Below are 16,126 nucleotides of genomic sequence, written 5' to 3'. Positions count from 1 at the left end.
AGCTACCCCTCCCCAGCCCTCCCCTTCGCCTTCGGCGAAAGGGAGGGGGCAGAAGCTGCGGCCCACGCCGCCAGCGTCTCGCGGCCGATCTTGGCGTTGTGGCGGATGTCCACCGGGAACGGCTTCGGGTGGTGCAGGAAGCGTTCGATCTTCGCGGTATGCACGAAGCCCTGCGCGATATGGCGCAGCTCGTCGGCCACCTCGCCCACGTCCGCGTTCGCGCCGGGCTTCAGCTCGAACACCAGCACCGGCGCCTGCGCGCCCTTCGGGCCGACCCCGACCAGCGCGGTGCGCAGCACCTGCGGGTGGGCGTTGAACACCGGCTCGACCTGCTCGGTGCACAGCGTGGTCTGCGCATCCACGACCACGCGCTGGGACTTGCGCCCGCAGAACCACAGGCGGCCCTCGCCGTCGAACCAGCCTAGGTCGCCCATGCGATGGACGGTGCGCGCACCGCCGTCCGGCAGCGTCTCGCGGATCTTCGCCAGCGCGGTCTGCGACTCGCGGTTGAAGTAGGCGTCGGTGGCGCTGGGGCCGGCAACGGTGATCTCGCCGACCTGCCCCGCGCCGGCCAGCAGCGCGTCGCTCCAGTCGGAAATCGCGCCGTCGTCGATGCGGATGATGCGCACCGTGTTGCCCGCCACCGGGCGGCCCACGCAGGTGCCGGCGCCGGCCTCGGTGCGCGCGCGCAGGGTCAGCAGTTCGCGGCCCTCGATCACCGCCACCGGCAGGCATTCGGTGGCGCCGTAGGGCGTCCAGAACTGGGCGCCGGGCGGCAGCAGCTCCAGCATCCGCCGCACCACCTCGGCGGGCACCGGCGCGCCGGCGCTGGTGACGCGCTTCACGGTGGGCAGGGATTCGCCGTGTTCGGCCAGCACCCGCATCAGCGCGGGCGAGCCGAACAGCTGGGTGATGCCGAAGCGTTCGATGGCCGCGTGCAGCTTGCGCGGATCGGCCTGCGCCGGCCGGGTCGGGTCCATGTCGGGGATGATGCTGGTCAGGCCCAGCGCGGGATCGAACAGCGCGAACGGCGGGAAGGTGGGGAAGTCGATCCCCCCGCCGCGATTCCGAACGCCTCGCCCAGCATCCGGATCTGGGCGACGAAATGCCGGTGCCGGTACACCACGCCCTTGGGCACGCCGGTGCTGCCGCTGGTGAACAGGATCGCGGCCACGTCCTCGCCGTCGGTGTCGGCCAGCTGCGGGCCGGCGCCCGCGCCATCAGCTTCGACCTGCGCCAGCGTCGCGTCGGCGAGCAGCGGCAGACGGCCGGTGGTGACGCGCAGCGTCGCCGAGCGCGCCCAGCCCAGCAGCGCCTTCGCCAGCATCGCCAGCGGAATGCCGACGAACGCGTCCGGCCGCGCCTCGTCCAGGCACTGCTTCAGCGCGCGCCTGGCGATGCCGGGATCGACCAGCACCGGCACCGCACCGGCCTTGAACAGCGCGAACATCAGCAGGAAAAACTCGGGCGTGGGCCGCACCATCACCACCGTGCGGGTGCCGCGCGCGACGCCGCGCTTCGCCAGGCCGGCGGCGATGGCGTCGCTGCGCGCGTCGAGCTGCGCGTAGGTCAGCGCCACGTCGTAGCGCCCGCCCCGGCCGGGGCAGCGCATCGCCACCTGGTCGGGGCGTTCGCGCGCCAGCCGCGGCAAGGCGGCGGCGATGTTGCAGGGATCGGTCATGGCCGCATTATCGCCCGCCGCGCCCGGCCCCCTTGCGCGCCGGCCCGCGGCGGAAAAAAATCGCCTCCCGTTTCCGCTTCCCGCCGCGCAAGGCCCGGCCCGCCATGCATCCCTGCCTGACCTGCGGCGCCTGCTGCACCCAGTACCGCGTCGCCTTCCACTGGATGGAATCGGACGAGGTCACGCCCGGCGGGGTGCCGGCCGCGCTCACCGAACGGCTGGACGCGCACCGCCTGTGCATGCGCGGCACCTACGCGCCGCCGATCCGCTGCGTGGCGCTGGACGCCGACATCGGCAAGTACTCGCGCTGCAGCATCCACCCCAACCGGCCGTCGGTCTGCCGCGAGGTGGACGCCTCCTGGGAATACGGCAAGCCCAGCCCGCAGTGCGACCAGGCGCGGATCGCGTTCGGCCTGCCGGCGCTGACCGCCGCCGACTGGCGCTGGCGCGACGACGCCGGCAACGACCACCCGGACGACAGCGGCAACAGCCCCTCGCCGCCGGCGATCCCGCCGGTCGCCGCCTAGCCCCGGAGCGTTTGACGCCGGTCAAAACGGCGGGCCACGGACGGGCGCAGGCTGATGCCTCCCCTCCGCAGGAGTTCGGCATGAACGGCAGGCTCGAAGGCAAGGTCGCACTGGTCACCGGCGGCGCGCGCGGCATCGGCGCGGCCATCGTCCGCAGGCTGCACGCCGAGGGCGCGAAGGTCGCCATCGCCGACGTGCTGACCGATGAAGGCCGGGCGCTGGCGGCGGAGCTGGGCGCACGCACCGCGTTCTTCGCGCACGACGTCGGCGACGAAGCGTCCTGGGCCGGAACCGTGGCGGCGGTGACCGGCGCGTTCGGCGGGCTCGACCTCCTGGTCAACAACGCCGGAATCTTCCATCCCGGCCAGATCGCGGACACCGCCGCCGCCGACGTGGAGCGGCAGTTCCGGGTCAACCAGCTGGGCGTCTTCCTCGGCATGAAGCACGCGCAGGCGCCGATGCGCGCGGCCGGCGGCGGCTGCATCGTCAACATCAGCTCGATCGCCGGGCAGCTCGGCTTCCCGAACGCGGCCGCCTACGTCGGCACCAAGTGGGCGGTGCGCGGGATGACCAAGACCGCTGCGCTGGAACTGGCGCCGGCGCAGATCCGGGTGAACTCGGTGCACCCCGGCTTCATCGACACGCCGATGCTGGACAACAACCCGCCCGAGGCCAACCAGGCCGGCATCGAGGCCACGCCGCTCAAGCGCATCGGCAAGCCGGAGGAGATCGCCGCTGCGGTGGCGTTCCTGGCCGGGCCGGACGCCGCATTCGTCACCGGCGCGGAGCTGACCGTGGACGGCGGCTGGATTCTCTAGAAGAACGGCGAAGCGCGAGAACCGGCAGCCAGCCGGCCAGCGGCGGCCTCGCAACCAAGCGAGTATCGGGGAGCGACTTGCGAGGCCGCCGCTGGCCGGCTGGCCCTCGCAAAACTCCGATTACTTCCCTCAAATGTCCGGCAATAGGCGCAACGGCTAGAGCGGATTGCGATCGAGGAACGCCCGCATCAGCGGCACCAGCACCTCATGCTTGTCTTCCAGCGCATAGTGCCCGGCATCGACATACGCATGCACCTCGGCCTTCGGCAGCGCCGCGCGGAAGCCGTCGAGGAAGTGCCTGTCGAACACGAAATCGCGCAGCCCCCAGCCGATGAACGCCGGTCGGTCGGCATAGCCCGGCAGCGCCTTCGCGCTGGCCTCGACCAGCGGCATCGCGCGGTCGCCCGGGTGCAGCGGGATGTCCTGCATGAAGCGCAGCGTGGAGATCGCGTTGTCCCAGCCGTCGTACACGCCGGCATAGGCCGCGCGCACGTCCTTCGGCAGCGAACGCGTCGTACCGAACCGGGCCGCGCCGCGCGCGAACAGGTTGAAGCGGCGGATCAGCCAGCCGCCGAAACGCGAATCGCGTCCCATCGCTAGCCGCATCGGGAAGCGCTTGGCCGCCGGCAGCGGGAACGCGGCGGTGTTGGTGACGATCAGCCGCCGGATGCGCGCGGGATCGCGCAGCGCCCAGCCGAAGCCGATCATCCCGCCCCAGTCGTGCACCGCCAGCGTGACCGGGCCGTCGACGCCGAGATGCTTCAGCAGCGCGTCCACGTCGTCGATGCGCGACTGCAGCGTGTAGTCGTAGCGCGGCTGCGCGGACACGCCGTCGTCTGGCCGGTCGCTCAGGCCCATGCCGACGTGGTCGGGCACGATGCAGCGATATCCCTTGCCGGAAGCGGGATCGCGCAGGCCCAGCACCAGGTGCCGCCAGTAGTAGCTCCACGACGGATTGCCGTGCAGCATCACGATCACTTCACCATCGCGCGGCCCTTCGTCGAGGAAGGACATGGCGATGCCGGGACGCGGCTCGAAGCGGTGCGGGGTGAAAGGATAGTCGGGGAATCGCATCCGCCCATTGTAGGCGGTGCGCCCGCCTCAGCCCCGCCGTTGCAGCAGGAACGCCTGGCTCTCCACCTGTTCCAGCGCGAACCCGAAACGCGCCGCCAACCAGCGCAGCGTGGCGAGCCGGTGGAAGCTGACATGGGTGCGGTCGTCGCGGTAGCGCCAGCGCAGGAAGTTCGCTGGCGCGTCCGGCGCGAGCTGGGTCATCACGCCGAGCCAGCCGCCGGGACGCACCCGCGCGGCCAGCCGCGCCCAGCCCGCCAGCGGATCGCGGAAATGCTCCACCACCTCGGTGCAGGTCACGAAGTCATAGTCGCGCCGCAGCGCCTGCGGATCGGGCGCGTAGAACGGGTCGTAATCCGTCATCGCCATGCCCGCCTCGCGCAGCATCATCGACAGCACCGGCCCCGGCCCGCAGCCGAAATCCAGCCCGCGCATGCCGGGCACGAGTCGCGTCAGCAGCGGATCGGCCAGCCGGGACAGGAAGGCGCGGTAGCGCGCATCGGCGGGATCGTTCCGGTGCAGGTCGTAGATCGCGCGCTCCTCGACCGGCGACAGATGCGAGGCGGGGTCGGCCAACACCAGCGCGCAGTGCGGGCACTCCAGATAGCGGCGCGCGCGATCTTCGCAGAACGCATGGGTTTCGGCGCCGCACAGCGGGCAGACGATGGCGACGCTGGAATCGCTCCGCATCGTCGGGTCAGGCGGGGTCGAACGACTGTGCATCCTGCAAAACGGGCGGTGCGAGCCAGCCACGGTAATGGGGCTCGCGCGTCAAGGCCAGCAGTGCGCGGTTTTCGCCTGCGCAAGATGCGGCGGTTGTCGGCGCACAATGCGCATGCTGCGTCGCCGTGCACGCGCCTGAGGAAACCCGGACATGCCCGAAGCCTTCGACGCCCTGATGGCGCGCATCCGCGCCTGCCGCCTGTGCGAAGCGCACCTGCCGCTGGGGCCGCGCCCGGTGCTGCAGGCATCGAAGGAGGCACGCCTGCTGATCGTCAGCCAGGCACCGGGCCGCAAGGTGCACGAGACCGGCATTCCCTTCAACGATCCCAGCGGCGACCGGCTGCGCGACTGGCTGGGCATCGACAAGCCGACGTTCTACGACGCGAACCGAATCGCCATCGTGCCGATGGGCTTCTGCTTTCCCGGCACCGGCGGCAGCGGCGATCTGCCGCCGCGCCCGGAATGCGCGCCGACCTGGCATCGCCCGCTGATGCCGCACTTGCAACAGGTGCGGCTGACGCTCGCCATCGGCAGCTACGCGCAGGCGGGACTGCTGGCCGGCCGGCGCGGACGCACGCTCACCGACACCGTGCAGGCATGGCGCGAGCATCTGGACCGCGGCGTGCTGCCGCTGCCGCACCCCAGCCCGCGCAACCGGCTGTGGCTGGCGCGCAATCCGTGGTTCGAGGTGGAGCTGTTGTCGGAGTTGAAGCGGCGGGTGAAAGAAGCGCTGGCCTAGGCGGCGACGCTCACCACTCCACTTCCGCCATCGAGCAGTTCAGCCCCGACCCGATCCCGAGCAGCGCCACGCGGCTGCCCTTCTTCAGCCGGCCCATCTCGCGCAGCTTGCTCAGCACGATCGGCACCGAGGCGGGGCCGATGTTGCCGTGCTCGCTGAAGATGGTCATGACCTTCTTCGGGTCGATGCCCATTGCCTTGGTGAAGGCGGCGGTGTGGACCTTGCTGACCTGGTGGATGACGAATTCGTCCAGCTCGCCGGCCACCCAGCCCAGCTTCTGCTTGGCGACCTCGAAGGTCTTGGTCGCCAGCTTGATGCCTTCGATAAGCAGCATGCGGGTGTCGGTGATCATGCCGTCGAGGTTGCCGCGGCAGAGCTTGTTCCACTCGGTGGCGGCGCGGGTGACGCCGCCCTTGTAGCGCGGCGCGCCCGGGGCCAGCTCGGCGCGGGCCAGCACCATGGCGGCGGCGCCGGAGCCGAGCGTCAGCGTGGCCAGCTCGTTGCGGAAGTCGGCCTCGGTGATGTCCTCGCGGGCGAGGCGCTCGATGGTCTTCTCGTAGGCGAGGTTGGCGGTTTCGCCGTCCACCACCAGCGCGTATTCGATCTCGCCGCGCTCGATCATCCGGCTGGCGATGTCCATGCCGTTGATGAAGGCCAGGCAGGCGTTGGCGACGTCGAAGTTCTGGCAGGTGTCGGGCAGGCCGAGGTTGCCGCTGACGATGGAGGCGGTGGACGGCTCCAGGTAGTCGCGGCTGACGGAGGTGTTGACCAGCAGGCCGACGCGCTCCGGCTCGACGCCGGCGTCGGCCAGCGCCTTGACGCCGGCCAGGGTGGCGGCGTCGGAGGCCTGCACGTCGCCGTCCCACAGGCGGCGCGCATGCACGCCGGCGATGTCGCCGAGCACGTCGATCTTGATGCCTAGGCGGTCGAGCGTGGGCTTCAGGCGGGCGTTGATCTCGTCCGAGCTCAGGCGGCGCGGCGCGTCGATGTGGGCCAGGCCGGCGATGGCGACATGTTGGAACAGCATGGGGCGGCACTCGCACGGGCGCCAAGGCGGCGCCGGAACCGCATAGGATAGCGCCTCGCGCCACCATGCGGTGGCGTATTGCCTGAACCGTGGGCCAGGTCGCCGTTTCCGGGCGACGTGCGCGTCAGTTGCAGCGCCAGGTCGTCCAGCGCTGGCTGCCGTCTTCCGGCGGGCCGAGCGGGCTGATCCGGTTGGCGCCCAGGCCCGGGGCCTCGTTGCGGGCCAGGGTTTCCAGCTCGTCGCGCACCTGGGTGTCGCTGCGCTCGTAGAAGCCGACCTTGTGGGTGACCGACACGGCCACGTCGGCGCGCCGCTCGCAGCCCGTCGGGGCGGCGGACAGCACCTTCACCTGCTGCGCGCCGGGCGCCATCTTCACGAAGGTGCAGGCGGGCAGCGCCAGCAGGGCGCAGATCGGCAGGATCGCTCGCATCGCGGGCATCGGGTCTCCTCGGCGTCGGAAAAAAAGAAAGCCCGCCAAGTGTGGCGGGCTTTCCGTGTCGCTGGATGAACGGGGCGCTTACTTCTTCGCCACCGGCTTGCCGTCGGCGTCGAGGACGGTGACCTCGCCCAGGTTCAGCGCGCGGATCGGGGCTTCGGTCTTGGACAGGTCGCCCACCACCAGCCAAGTCAGGCCGTTCGGGTCGAGCGCCTTGGCCGCGGCGTTGACCTGCTCCGGGGTCATCGCTTCGATCTCGGCCTTGCGCTGGAACACGTAATCGTCCGGGCGGCCGTACAGGACGTTGCCGGAGATGGTGCCCATCACCGCCGACGCGGTCTCGTAGGCGCCGGGCAGGCTGAGGGTGAGGATCTTCTTCATCCCGTCGACCTCCTCCGCGCCGGCCGGGGCCTTGCCGCTGGCGTAGTCGGCGATCTCGCGGCGCATTTCCGCCGTCGCCTCGCCGGTCTTGTCGATCTGCACCGGCGCCGAGGCCATCCACAGGCGCTGGCCCACCGCGCCGCCGGCGCCGCTGCGGGCGCCGTACGACCAGTGCTTGTCCTCGCGCAGGTTCATGTTCAGGCGTGCGGTGAAGTCGCCGCCGATGATCATGTTGGCCATGTCGTACTGGACGGTCTTCGCGTCGCCGCTGGACGGCAGCGTCTGCGCGGCGAAGATGTTGGCCTGCACGGCGCCCGGCTGGTCGATCAGGAACACGCGCGGCTTCGCCTGCGCGGGCGCCGCCGGGATCGCGGCCGACGCGGCGGACTTGCCGGCGGCCTTCCAGTCGCCGAAGTGCTTTTCCAGCACCGGCACGATCTCGGCCAGGGTGGTGTCGCCCACCACCACCAGGGTGGCGTCCTGCGGACGCAGGGCGCTGTCGTGGTAGCCCTGCAGGTCGGCGCGGGTCAGGCCGGCGATGGCGGCTTCGGTGCCGCTGCCGGTGCGCGCGGCGGCGTACGGATTGCCGGTGCCGAACACCAGGCCCGGCAGCACGCGCTGCACCAGCGCGTTCGGGTTGGCCTTCTCCTGCTTGATGCCGGCGATCCACTGGCCCTTCACGCGGTCGATGTCGGCCTGCTCGAAGCGCGGCTTGCGCAGCATGTCGGCGAACAGGGTCACCGACGGCTCCAGGTTCTGCTTGAGCGCGGACAGGTAGGCGCTGTTGCTGTCCAGCCCGGCGCTGGCGCCGAGGTTGGCGCCCAGCGACTGCACGCGGTCGGCGAACGCCAGCGGGCCGAGGTCGCCCGCGCCCTCGTCCAGCAGGCCCATGGTGAAGCTGGCGACGCCCGGCTTGCCGGCCGGATCGGCCGCGTAGCCGCCGCGGAACTCGTAGCTCATCTGCACGACCGGGATGTCGTGGCGCTCGGCCAGTACCACCTTGGTGCCGTTGCTCAGGGTGGCGTGCTGCTGCTGCGGGAACTTCAGGTCGGGGAAGCTGGTCGGCATCGGCACGCCGGCCTTGCGGTCCACCGCGCTCGCGGTGGTCTTGTACTGCGCATCGACCTTCGGGGTCTTGAAGGGCGTCGGGGTGACCGCCGGCTCCTCGGCGATGGCGACGCGCTTGCCCGGGTTCACCACCAGCGTGTGGCTGCCCTTGCCCGCGCCCAGCCAGGTCTCGCCGGAGGCGCGCACCGATGCCGGCGTCGCGTCGGTCAGGGTCTTGAGGCTCTCGCGGAAGCAGCCCGGGTCGCCCATGAACACCGCGCACTCGGCCAGCGCGTCGGCCTTGCCGCCGAAGCCGCCGATGCGCTCGACGCCGCGGATCCAGCCCGCCTGCACGGCGGTGCGCGTGCGCTCCAGTTCGTCGGCGGTCGGGCCGTCCTTGAGCAGCTTCTCCAGCTCCTCGTCGATGGCCGCTTCCACCTTCGCCACGTCCACGCCCTGCTTGACCGCGGCGGTGATCACGAAGTTGCTGCCGAGCTGCGAGCCGTAGGCGCCGGCGCTGATGTTGTCGACCAGCTTGTCCTCGTGCACCAGCCGCTTGTCCAGGCGCGAGGACTTGGCGCCGCCGAGGATGTGCGCGAACAGCTGCAGGCGGTCGAGGTCGGGCGCGCCGTACTCGGCCACGTTCCACACGCGGTAGATGCGCGACTGCGGCACGTTGTCGGTCATCTCGGAGCGCGAATCGGCGGTATGCGCCGCCACGTCCACCTTCGGCTGCGCCATCGTCGGCGTGGCCGGGATGTCGCCGAAGTACTTCGCCACCTTCTCCTTGGCGGTGGCGACGTCGATGTCGCCGGCCAGCACCAGCACCGCGTTGTTCGGGCCGTACCAGGTCTTGAACCAGGTCTTCACGTCGTCCAGCGAGGCGGCGTTGAGGTCGTTCATCGAGCCGATGGTGCTGTGGTGGTACGGGTGGCCGGCCGGATACATGATCTTGCCCAGCTCGTCCCACACCTGGCCGTAGGGCTGGTTCTCGCCCTGGCGCTTCTCGTTCTGGACCACGCCGCGCTGCTCGTCCAGGGTCTTCTGGTCGATCGCGCCGAGCAGGTGGCCCATGCGGTCGGATTCCATCCACAGCGCCATGTCCAGCGCGGTGGTCGGCACGTTCTCGAAGTAGTTGGTGCGGTCGGAATTGGTGGTGCCGTTCTGGTTGGTGGCGCCCACCGCCTTGAACGGGGTGAAGAACTCGCCCGGATTGTTCTCCGAGCCGTTGAACATCAGATGCTCGAACAGGTGCGCGAAGCCGGTGCGCCCGGCCGGTTCGTCCTTGCTGCCCACGTGGTACCAGATGTTCACCGCCACGATCGGCGCCTTGCGATCGGTGTGCACCACCACGCGCAGGCCGTTCGGCAGGGTGAAGCTCTCGTACGGGATGTCGACGGCCGGGGCATTGGCGGCCTGCGCCTGCGGCGCATAGGCGCCGGCGGACAGGGCGGTGGCGAGGGCAAGCGCCAGCGCGGCGGGGCGGAACACGGACATGGGCAACTCCTGTAGGAACGGCAAGGACGGACAGCAAACCCGTCGATGTTAGCCCCACGCCCCGGCCGATACACTAGCCGCACGCCATTTCGGAGCTCCGCGCATGCCCCGCATCGCCCTGGTCACCGGCGCCAACCGCGGCATCGGCCTGGAGTTCGTCCGCCAGCTGCTGGCGCGCGGCGACCGCGTGATCGCCGCCTGCCGCCACCCCGGCCGGGCCACCGCATTGAATGCGCTGGGCGGCGAACATCCCGGCCGCCTGCACGTATTGCCGCTGGACGTGGCCAGCGAGAAATCGCGCGCGGAGCTGGCGCGCGAACTGCCGCTGGTGCTGGGCGAGGACGAACGCATCGGCCTGCTGGTGAACAACGCCGGCGTGCTGCATTCGGGCGAACGCTTCGGGCAGTTGCGGCAGGAGACGCTGGAAGACAGCCTGCGCGTCAATGCCGTGGGGCCGCTGCTGCTGGCGCAGGCGCTGGCGCCATTCATGCAGGATGGCACGTGCATCGCCGAGGGCGCCGGGGAGGCGATCAACCAAGCGAGTATCGGGGAGCGACTTGATCGCCTCCCCGGCGCCCTCGGCGATGCCTTCTGGCCAGTCGTCGCCAACCTCAGTTCGCAGCTCGGTTCCATCGCCGGCATCCATCGCTTCGGCACGCCCGGCTACGCGATCAGCAAGGCCGCGCAGAACATGGCCACCGCGCAGCTGGCGCAGGCGCTGGCCGCGCGCGGAATCGTGGTGCTGGCGCTGCATCCGGGCTGGGTGCAGACCGACATGGGCGGCGGCAATGCGCCGGACGCGCCGGCCGACGTGGTGGCCGGCATGCTGCGCGTGATCGACAAGGCGACGCCGGAACAGTCCGGCGGCTTCTTCGACTGGCGCGGCGAAGCGTTGCTGTGGTGAGGCCGACCATCGCCTTCGCTCGCAAGGCATCCCTCCTCGGCCTTCTCCTTCGCTGCGCGAAAGGGAGGGAGTAGAAATCCATGCCGCACGTCATCCTGCATCGCCCGGAAATCCCGCCCAACACCGGCAACGTCATCCGCCTGTGCGCCAACACCGGCGCGCGGCTGCATCTCGTCCGCCCGCTCGGCTTCGACATCGACGACAAGCAGCTCAAGCGCGCCGGTCTCGACTACCACGAATACGCGCGCATGCAGGTCCACGACGACCTCGACGCCGCGCTGGCCGTCATCGCCGCGGACGCGGGCGCGCCGCCGCGCGTGTTCGCGCTGACCACCCGCGGCGGCGTGCGCTTCGATGCGCCGGACTACCGCGAACACGACGCCTTCCTGTTCGGCAGCGAAACCGCCGGCCTGCCGCAGGACGTGCTGGAGCGCATCCCCGAAGCGCAGCGCCTGCGCTTGCCGATGCGCCCGCACAACCGCAGCCTCAACCTCTCCAACGCCGTGGCGGTGATGGTGTTCGAAGCGTGGCGGCAGGCGGGTTTCGCGGGCGGCGGCTAGGCCGCGCGCGTCTACTCCAGCGAACCCGAACGATTCCTGTACCGAATCGTTCTGTATTCAGTCCATGTTGTGACCGTTCGCAAAGAATGGCCCCACGTCCCGCCGCTCGGCGGGGCGGACAACAACAACATGGAGGTCCACCTCATGAAGCGTTACGCCATTGCCGCTGCCCTGGTCGCCGCCCTGCCCTTCGCCGCCTCCGCGGCCGACGGCATCAACTACAACTACGTGCAGGGCGGCTACGTCGCCACCCGCACCGACGCCGGCAACGCCGACGGCTGGGGCCTGAACGGCTCGGTCGCGGTGCATCCGAACGTCCACCTGTTCGCCGACTACGCCAACCAGAAGATCGACCACACCAGCGTCGACTTCGACCAGTGGCGCGTGGGCGCGGGCTACAACCGCGGCATCTCCGACCGCACCGACTTCGTCGGCAAGGTCGCCTACGAGAAGCTCGATGCCGGCGCCGGCATCAAGGCCGAGGGCTACAGCGCCGAAGCCGGCGTGCGCAGCATGATGACCCCGAACATCGAGGGTTACGCGATGCTGGGCTACCAGGACGGCCACCACTACGAGGGCGACGCCTACGGCCGCCTGGGCGCAGCGGTCAAGTTCAACCAGAACTGGGGCGCCGCGGCCGAAGTCAAGATCGTCAACGGCGGCGACACCCAGTGGTTCGTGGGTCCGCGCCTGAGCTGGTGATCGCACCCTCCGCAGCAACGAAAACGCCCGGCATTGCCGGGCGTTTTCTTTTTGCGCCTGCCTCGCTGCCGCTCAGCCGAACAGCGACTGCGGGTACTCCGCCTTGCGCTCGCGCGCCATCAGCCGCGCCAGTCCCTCGGCCGGAGTGATGTCGCCGTGGAGCACGTCGCGCACGTTCTCGGCGATCGGCAGTTCGATGCCGTGGATGCCGGCCAGGCGCATCACCTCGTCGGCGGTCTGGATGGATTCCACCACCTGCCCTATCTCGCGCACCGCATCCTTGATCGACGAACCGCGCCCCAGCGCCAGGCCGAGACGGCGGTTGCGTGACAGGTCGCCGGTGCAGGTCAGCACCAGGTCGCCCAGGCCGGCCAGCCCCATCAGCGTTTCCGGGCGGCCGCCGAGGGCGATGTTGAGCCTCAGCATCTCGTTGAGCCCGCGGGTGATCAGGCCGGCGCGGGCGTTCAGGCCCAGCGCCATGCCGTCGGCGACGCCGGTGGCGACGGCCAAGACGTTCTTCATCGCGCCGCCCAGTTCGGCGCCGCGCATGTCGTTGCCGGTGTAGGCGCGGAACGCCGGGCCGTGCAGCGCGTCGGCGACCTGCCGGCAGAATTCGGCGTCGTCCGAATGCACGGTCAGCGCGGTCGGCAGCCCTTCCGCCACTTCCTTGGCGAACGACGGGCCGGTGACCACCGCCAGCGGCACGCCCTCGCCCAGCACCTCGGCGGCGACTTCGTGCAGGAAGCGGCCGCTGCCGGGCTCGAAGCCCTTGGTCGCCCACGCCACGCCCGCGTGCGCCGGCCGCAGCGGCGCCAGCGCGCGCAGGGTTTCGGCGAAGGCGTGCGAGGGCACGACCACCAGCACCAGGCCGGCGTCGGCCAGCGCCTCGGGCAGCGAGGTGGTCGCGCGCAGGCCGCCGGGCAAGGCGATGCCCGGCAGGTAGCGGGTGTTCTCGTGGCCGCCGTCGATGGCGGCCACCATCGCCGGGTCGCGGCCCCACAGCACGGTCGGATGGCCGTGCCGGGCGATCAGCGCGGCCAGCGCGGTGCCCCAGGAGCCCGCGCCGAGGACGGCGACCTTCGGCTTGTCAGACGCCGTCATGCGTCGCGGTTCAGGCGTTGCCGGCGGTTTCGGCGTCGGCCAGCGAATCGCCCTGGCCGATCTGCGCGGCGCGCTGGCGCAGGGTTTCGGCGTACAGCGCCTCGAAGTTGATCGGCTGCATCGGGAACGGCGGGAAGCCGCCGGAGGTGATCAGCTGGCCGACGATCGACGACGCGTAGGGATACAGGATGTTCGGGCACTGGATGCCGAGCATCGCGTCCAGCATCTGATCGTCCATGCCGCCCAGGCCGAACACGCCGGCCTGCTCGACTTCCGCCAGGTAGGCGGTCTTGCCGTTCAGGGTGCAGGTCAGGGTGATGCCCAGGCTGACTTCGAAGGCGGCATCGGCCAGACGCTGCACCTTCTGGTTGAGCTTCATCTGCAGGTCGGGCTGGCCCTGTTCGTTGAACACCTGCGGCGCGTTCGGGGCCTCGAAGGACAGATCCTTCACGTACAGCTTCTCGACGGTGAAGGTCGGGCCCTGTTGGGCGTCGGCGGCCAGCGCGGCGGCGCCGTTCAGGTTTTCATCGGACATTGGGATTCTCGAATGCAGCGAAAGGTATGGAAACGTCGATTATCGCACCGAACGCGGGGCGACCTTTCCGACGTGGGGCGCGCGGGCGTGGAACACAAGCCCGCGGCGCAGGCGGATCAGCGGCCCTTGACCAGCGGCAGGTCGGCGCCCTGCCAGGCCTGGATGCCGCCGTCCAGCACGCTGACGTTGGCGAAGCCGGCCTTGCGCAGGCGCTTGGCCGCGCCGCCGGCGGTCTGCCCGACCCGGCACACCAGCACCACCGGCAGCGCCTTGGCGGCGGCCAGTTGCTTGTTCTCGGGATCGAACTGGCTGGGCTGGACGTTCTTCGAGCCGGCGATGTGGCCCTTCTCGAACTCGCCCGGCGAACGCAGGTCCACCACCAGCGCGTTGTCGCGGTTGATCAGCCCGGTCAGCTGGGCCGGGCCGATCCGGCGCACGCCGCTGAACAGGGAGGCGATCTCGTTGACGATGAGCGCAATGGTGAGACCGGCCAGGGCCAGCGAAAGCAGTGGGTGGCGGCCGGCGAAGGCGGTCAGTTCGGCGAAGGTCACGGCATCGACCGGTGATTGCGGGGCGGCAATTGTAGCCGCAGCGCGGCCCTCATTCGCCCCACAGGTCCGGCAGGCCGCTGACCAGCCACCAGGTGCGCGCGGCCTCGTCGTAGTGCCAGCGCTCGCGGTAGCGCACCGTGCGCTCGGCCAGGGTGTTGCGATTGATGACGCCGATCTCGATGTCGCGCACCACATCGCCTTCGCCCACCGTGCTGGCGCCCAGTTCGCGGTAGCCGGAAATCTGCACCTGCTTGTAGCGCGAGAAATCGATGTCGGTCAGCGGATGCTCCTTGCGCACCTTCGGATCGACCAGGTTCCACGCGCCCTCGAAATCGCCCCAGCGGATCGCCGCCGAATAGCCGTACTGGACCTCGTCCAGCGCCGTTCCCTTGCTGGCGGATTTGGGGCAACCGGCCAGCAGGGCCAGGGAGCAGAGCAGCAGGCAGCGCAGCAACAGGTTTCGCATGGGAAGGCCCGGCGGGAAGCGAACCGGCATCCTACCCTGTCGCGCCGCCGTCCTTGCCGATGGCGACGTAGCGCCCGACGAAGGTGGCCGCCACGCCGCCATCGGCCAGCAGCGTCCGCGCCTGCAGGCGGATCCCGGCGCGGCCCTGCTTGCGCAGCGTCTCCGCCAGCGCGAGGTGTTCGGCGGCATCGTCGTAGGTCGCCTCGACCACGATGTCCTCGAACACCGGCTTGAGGTAGCGCACCCGGCCGTCGGCCACGAATACGTCGGCGCGCAGGCCGGCGGCCTCCACGTCCAGCGAGACCAAGCCCCACGCCGCGATGGTCATCAGCGAGGACAAGCTGCCGCCGAACGCGCAGGCCTTGTCGTTGACGTTGGCGGCCAGCGGCGCGCGCAGGCGCAACAGGCCGTGGCGCGATTCCAGTATCCGCGGCCGCATGGCCGCCACCGGCGGCATGCCGGCGAAATGCGCGGCCAGTGCGTCCAGCGCCGCATCGGGGTTTGCGATTGCATCCATGCGCAAAGCCTGACGCAAGCGCGGGCGCCATGCCAAGCTGTACGCATGCCGCGCGTTGCCGATCAAGCACTTCCGCTTCAGGACTGGACCGTATTGTCGCTGCGACCGCGCGGACAGCACGCCGGTTTGCGCGCGGCGGCGGCGCGCAACGGCGCCCGTCTGCTGGCGGTGTCGCCGATCGCCATCGCCCATCTGGACGATGCGCGGACGCGGCACGACCTGCACGCCGCGCTGGCCGCCGACCTCGTGCTGTTCACCAGCGCCAACGCGGTGCGCGCGGCGGCGGCGCTCGGGCCGCTGATGGCACGGCGCGGGCAGCGCTGGCTGGCGGTGGGCGCGGGCACGCGACGCGCGCTGGCGCGCGCCGGCATCGACGCGATCTCGCCCACGCGGATGGACAGCGAGGGCCTGCTCGGCCTGCCGCAGCTCGAATACGTGCTTGGCAAACGCATCGGCCTGGTGACCGCGCCGGGCGGCCGCGGCGTGCTCGCCCCGGCGCTGGCGGCGCGCGGCGCGACGGTGCTGCGCGCCAATGTCTATGCGCGCACGGCGGTGGCGCTGCCGGCGCGGCAGCGCGAAGCGCTGGACGCGGCGCTGCAGCGGCCCGCCCGCGTGCTGCTGGCGTTGAGCAGCGGCGAGGCGCTGGACGCGCTGCTGGCGCAGGCAGCAGCGCCCGGCCTGCGCAAGGCGGCCGTCGTCGCCGCCAGCGAACGCCTCGCCGAGATGGCGCGCGCGGCGGGATTCCGCCGCATCGCCATCGCCGCCAGCGCGCGTCCGGCGGCGCTGCTGCACGCGGCGGCCGACGCCTTCGGCTGATCTTCGCGACGGCGTCGCCACGGCCCT

Annotated in this window: 17 protein-coding genes and 1 pseudogene; 7 read left to right on the top strand and 11 right to left on the bottom strand. The window is 70.8% G+C overall.

Features of this window, described 5'->3' with window-relative positions; genetic code table 11:
- Positions 1-2: 2 nt before the first annotated feature.
- Positions 3-1,681: pseudogene (gene oleC / locus H9L17_RS09850) on the bottom strand (olefin beta-lactone synthetase).
- 104 nt (positions 1,682-1,785) lie between these two features.
- On the opposite strand from oleC, the gene H9L17_RS09845 reads away from it, so the two are divergent.
- Positions 1,786-2,208 (top strand): YkgJ family cysteine cluster protein, encoded by a 423-nt coding sequence (locus H9L17_RS09845; RefSeq protein WP_187569292.1) that lies wholly within the window; start codon positions 1,786-1,788, stop codon positions 2,206-2,208.
- An 80-nt stretch (positions 2,209-2,288) separates the two neighbouring features.
- Positions 2,289-3,026 carry an SDR family NAD(P)-dependent oxidoreductase gene (locus tag H9L17_RS09840; RefSeq protein ID WP_187569291.1) on the top strand — a complete coding sequence of 246 codons (738 nt, stop codon included), beginning with the start codon at positions 2,289-2,291 and terminating at the stop codon, positions 3,024-3,026.
- A gap of 156 nt (positions 3,027-3,182) precedes the next feature.
- On the opposite strand, the gene H9L17_RS09835 is transcribed toward H9L17_RS09840, so the two are convergent.
- Together H9L17_RS09835 and H9L17_RS09830 are read right to left on the bottom strand one after the other, a co-directional pair.
- Positions 3,183-4,100, bottom strand: coding sequence for an alpha/beta fold hydrolase (locus H9L17_RS09835; protein ID WP_187569290.1), 918 nt, complete (start codon positions 4,098-4,100; stop codon positions 3,183-3,185).
- 27 nt (positions 4,101-4,127) lie between these two features.
- Positions 4,128-4,787 carry a class I SAM-dependent methyltransferase gene (locus H9L17_RS09830; protein WP_187569289.1) on the bottom strand — a complete coding sequence of 220 codons (660 nt, stop codon included), beginning with the start codon at positions 4,785-4,787 and terminating at the stop codon, positions 4,128-4,130.
- Positions 4,788-4,971: 184 nt separating this feature from the next.
- Between H9L17_RS09830 and H9L17_RS09825 the strand changes: the two genes are divergently transcribed.
- Positions 4,972-5,559 (top strand): uracil-DNA glycosylase family protein, encoded by a 588-nt coding sequence (locus H9L17_RS09825; protein WP_187569288.1) that lies wholly within the window; start codon positions 4,972-4,974, stop codon positions 5,557-5,559.
- 10 nt (positions 5,560-5,569) lie between these two features.
- On the opposite strand, the gene H9L17_RS09820 is transcribed toward H9L17_RS09825, so the two are convergent.
- The 3 genes from H9L17_RS09820 to H9L17_RS09810 form a co-directional block, all read right to left on the bottom strand.
- A complete protein-coding gene (locus tag H9L17_RS09820; RefSeq protein ID WP_187569287.1) occupies positions 5,570-6,586 on the bottom strand; it encodes a 3-oxoacyl-ACP synthase III in 1,017 nt (338 codons plus the stop codon).
- 124 nt (positions 6,587-6,710) lie between these two features.
- The gene (locus H9L17_RS09815) at positions 6,711-7,025 is read right to left on the bottom strand and encodes a DUF4156 domain-containing protein (protein ID WP_343044049.1); all 315 of its coding nucleotides are present in this window, start codon (positions 7,023-7,025) and stop codon (positions 6,711-6,713) included.
- Between the two features lie 78 nt (positions 7,026-7,103).
- Entirely contained in the window at positions 7,104-9,947 is a 2,844-nt protein-coding gene (locus tag H9L17_RS09810; protein WP_187569286.1) for a M16 family metallopeptidase, read from the bottom strand.
- A gap of 103 nt (positions 9,948-10,050) precedes the next feature.
- On the opposite strand from H9L17_RS09810, the gene H9L17_RS09805 reads away from it, so the two are divergent.
- The 3 genes from H9L17_RS09805 to H9L17_RS09795 all read left to right on the top strand — a co-directional run bounded on the left by H9L17_RS09805 (position 10,051) and on the right by H9L17_RS09795 (position 12,113).
- Positions 10,051-10,851 carry an SDR family oxidoreductase gene (locus tag H9L17_RS09805; RefSeq protein ID WP_187569285.1) on the top strand — a complete coding sequence of 267 codons (801 nt, stop codon included), beginning with the start codon at positions 10,051-10,053 and terminating at the stop codon, positions 10,849-10,851.
- 80 nt (positions 10,852-10,931) lie between these two features.
- Positions 10,932-11,411 carry a tRNA (cytidine(34)-2'-O)-methyltransferase gene (locus tag H9L17_RS09800; protein WP_187569284.1) on the top strand — a complete coding sequence of 160 codons (480 nt, stop codon included), beginning with the start codon at positions 10,932-10,934 and terminating at the stop codon, positions 11,409-11,411.
- 144 nt (positions 11,412-11,555) lie between these two features.
- Positions 11,556-12,113, top strand: a complete 558-nt coding sequence (locus H9L17_RS09795) for a porin family protein (protein ID WP_187569283.1) — start codon at positions 11,556-11,558, stop codon at positions 12,111-12,113.
- 72 nt (positions 12,114-12,185) lie between these two features.
- Here H9L17_RS09795 and H9L17_RS09790 read toward each other — a convergent pair whose 3' ends face one another.
- The 5 genes from H9L17_RS09790 to H9L17_RS09770 all read right to left on the bottom strand — a co-directional run bounded on the left by H9L17_RS09790 (position 12,186) and on the right by H9L17_RS09770 (position 15,283).
- On the bottom strand, positions 12,186-13,214 hold the full coding sequence (locus H9L17_RS09790; RefSeq protein WP_187569282.1) for an NAD(P)H-dependent glycerol-3-phosphate dehydrogenase: 1,029 nt from the start codon (positions 13,212-13,214) through the stop codon (positions 12,186-12,188).
- Between the two features lie 10 nt (positions 13,215-13,224).
- On the bottom strand, positions 13,225-13,749 hold the full coding sequence (secB, locus tag H9L17_RS09785; RefSeq protein WP_187569281.1) for a protein-export chaperone SecB: 525 nt from the start codon (positions 13,747-13,749) through the stop codon (positions 13,225-13,227).
- Positions 13,750-13,865: 116 nt separating this feature from the next.
- The gene (locus H9L17_RS09780) at positions 13,866-14,300 is read right to left on the bottom strand and encodes a rhodanese-like domain-containing protein (protein WP_187569280.1); all 435 of its coding nucleotides are present in this window, start codon (positions 14,298-14,300) and stop codon (positions 13,866-13,868) included.
- Positions 14,301-14,349: 49 nt separating this feature from the next.
- On the bottom strand, positions 14,350-14,766 hold the full coding sequence (locus tag H9L17_RS09775) for a hypothetical protein (protein WP_187569279.1): 417 nt from the start codon (positions 14,764-14,766) through the stop codon (positions 14,350-14,352).
- Between the two features lie 31 nt (positions 14,767-14,797).
- Complete coding sequence (locus H9L17_RS09770) at positions 14,798-15,283, bottom strand: YiiD C-terminal domain-containing protein (RefSeq protein WP_187569278.1); 486 nt, start codon at positions 15,281-15,283, stop codon at positions 14,798-14,800.
- Positions 15,284-15,376: 93 nt separating this feature from the next.
- Here H9L17_RS09770 and H9L17_RS09765 point away from each other — a divergent pair, with 93 nt between their 5' ends.
- On the top strand, positions 15,377-16,099 hold the full coding sequence (locus H9L17_RS09765) for a uroporphyrinogen-III synthase (RefSeq protein WP_246455068.1): 723 nt from the start codon (positions 15,377-15,379) through the stop codon (positions 16,097-16,099).
- Positions 16,100-16,126 lie beyond the last annotated feature (27 nt).

The sequence above is a fragment of the Thermomonas brevis genome, from assembly GCF_014395425.1.
Taxonomy (GTDB): Bacteria; Pseudomonadota; Gammaproteobacteria; order Xanthomonadales; family Xanthomonadaceae; genus Thermomonas; species Thermomonas brevis.
Note: the sequence above shows the minus strand (reverse complement) of the source record. Positions and strands in the feature narration are given on the sequence as shown.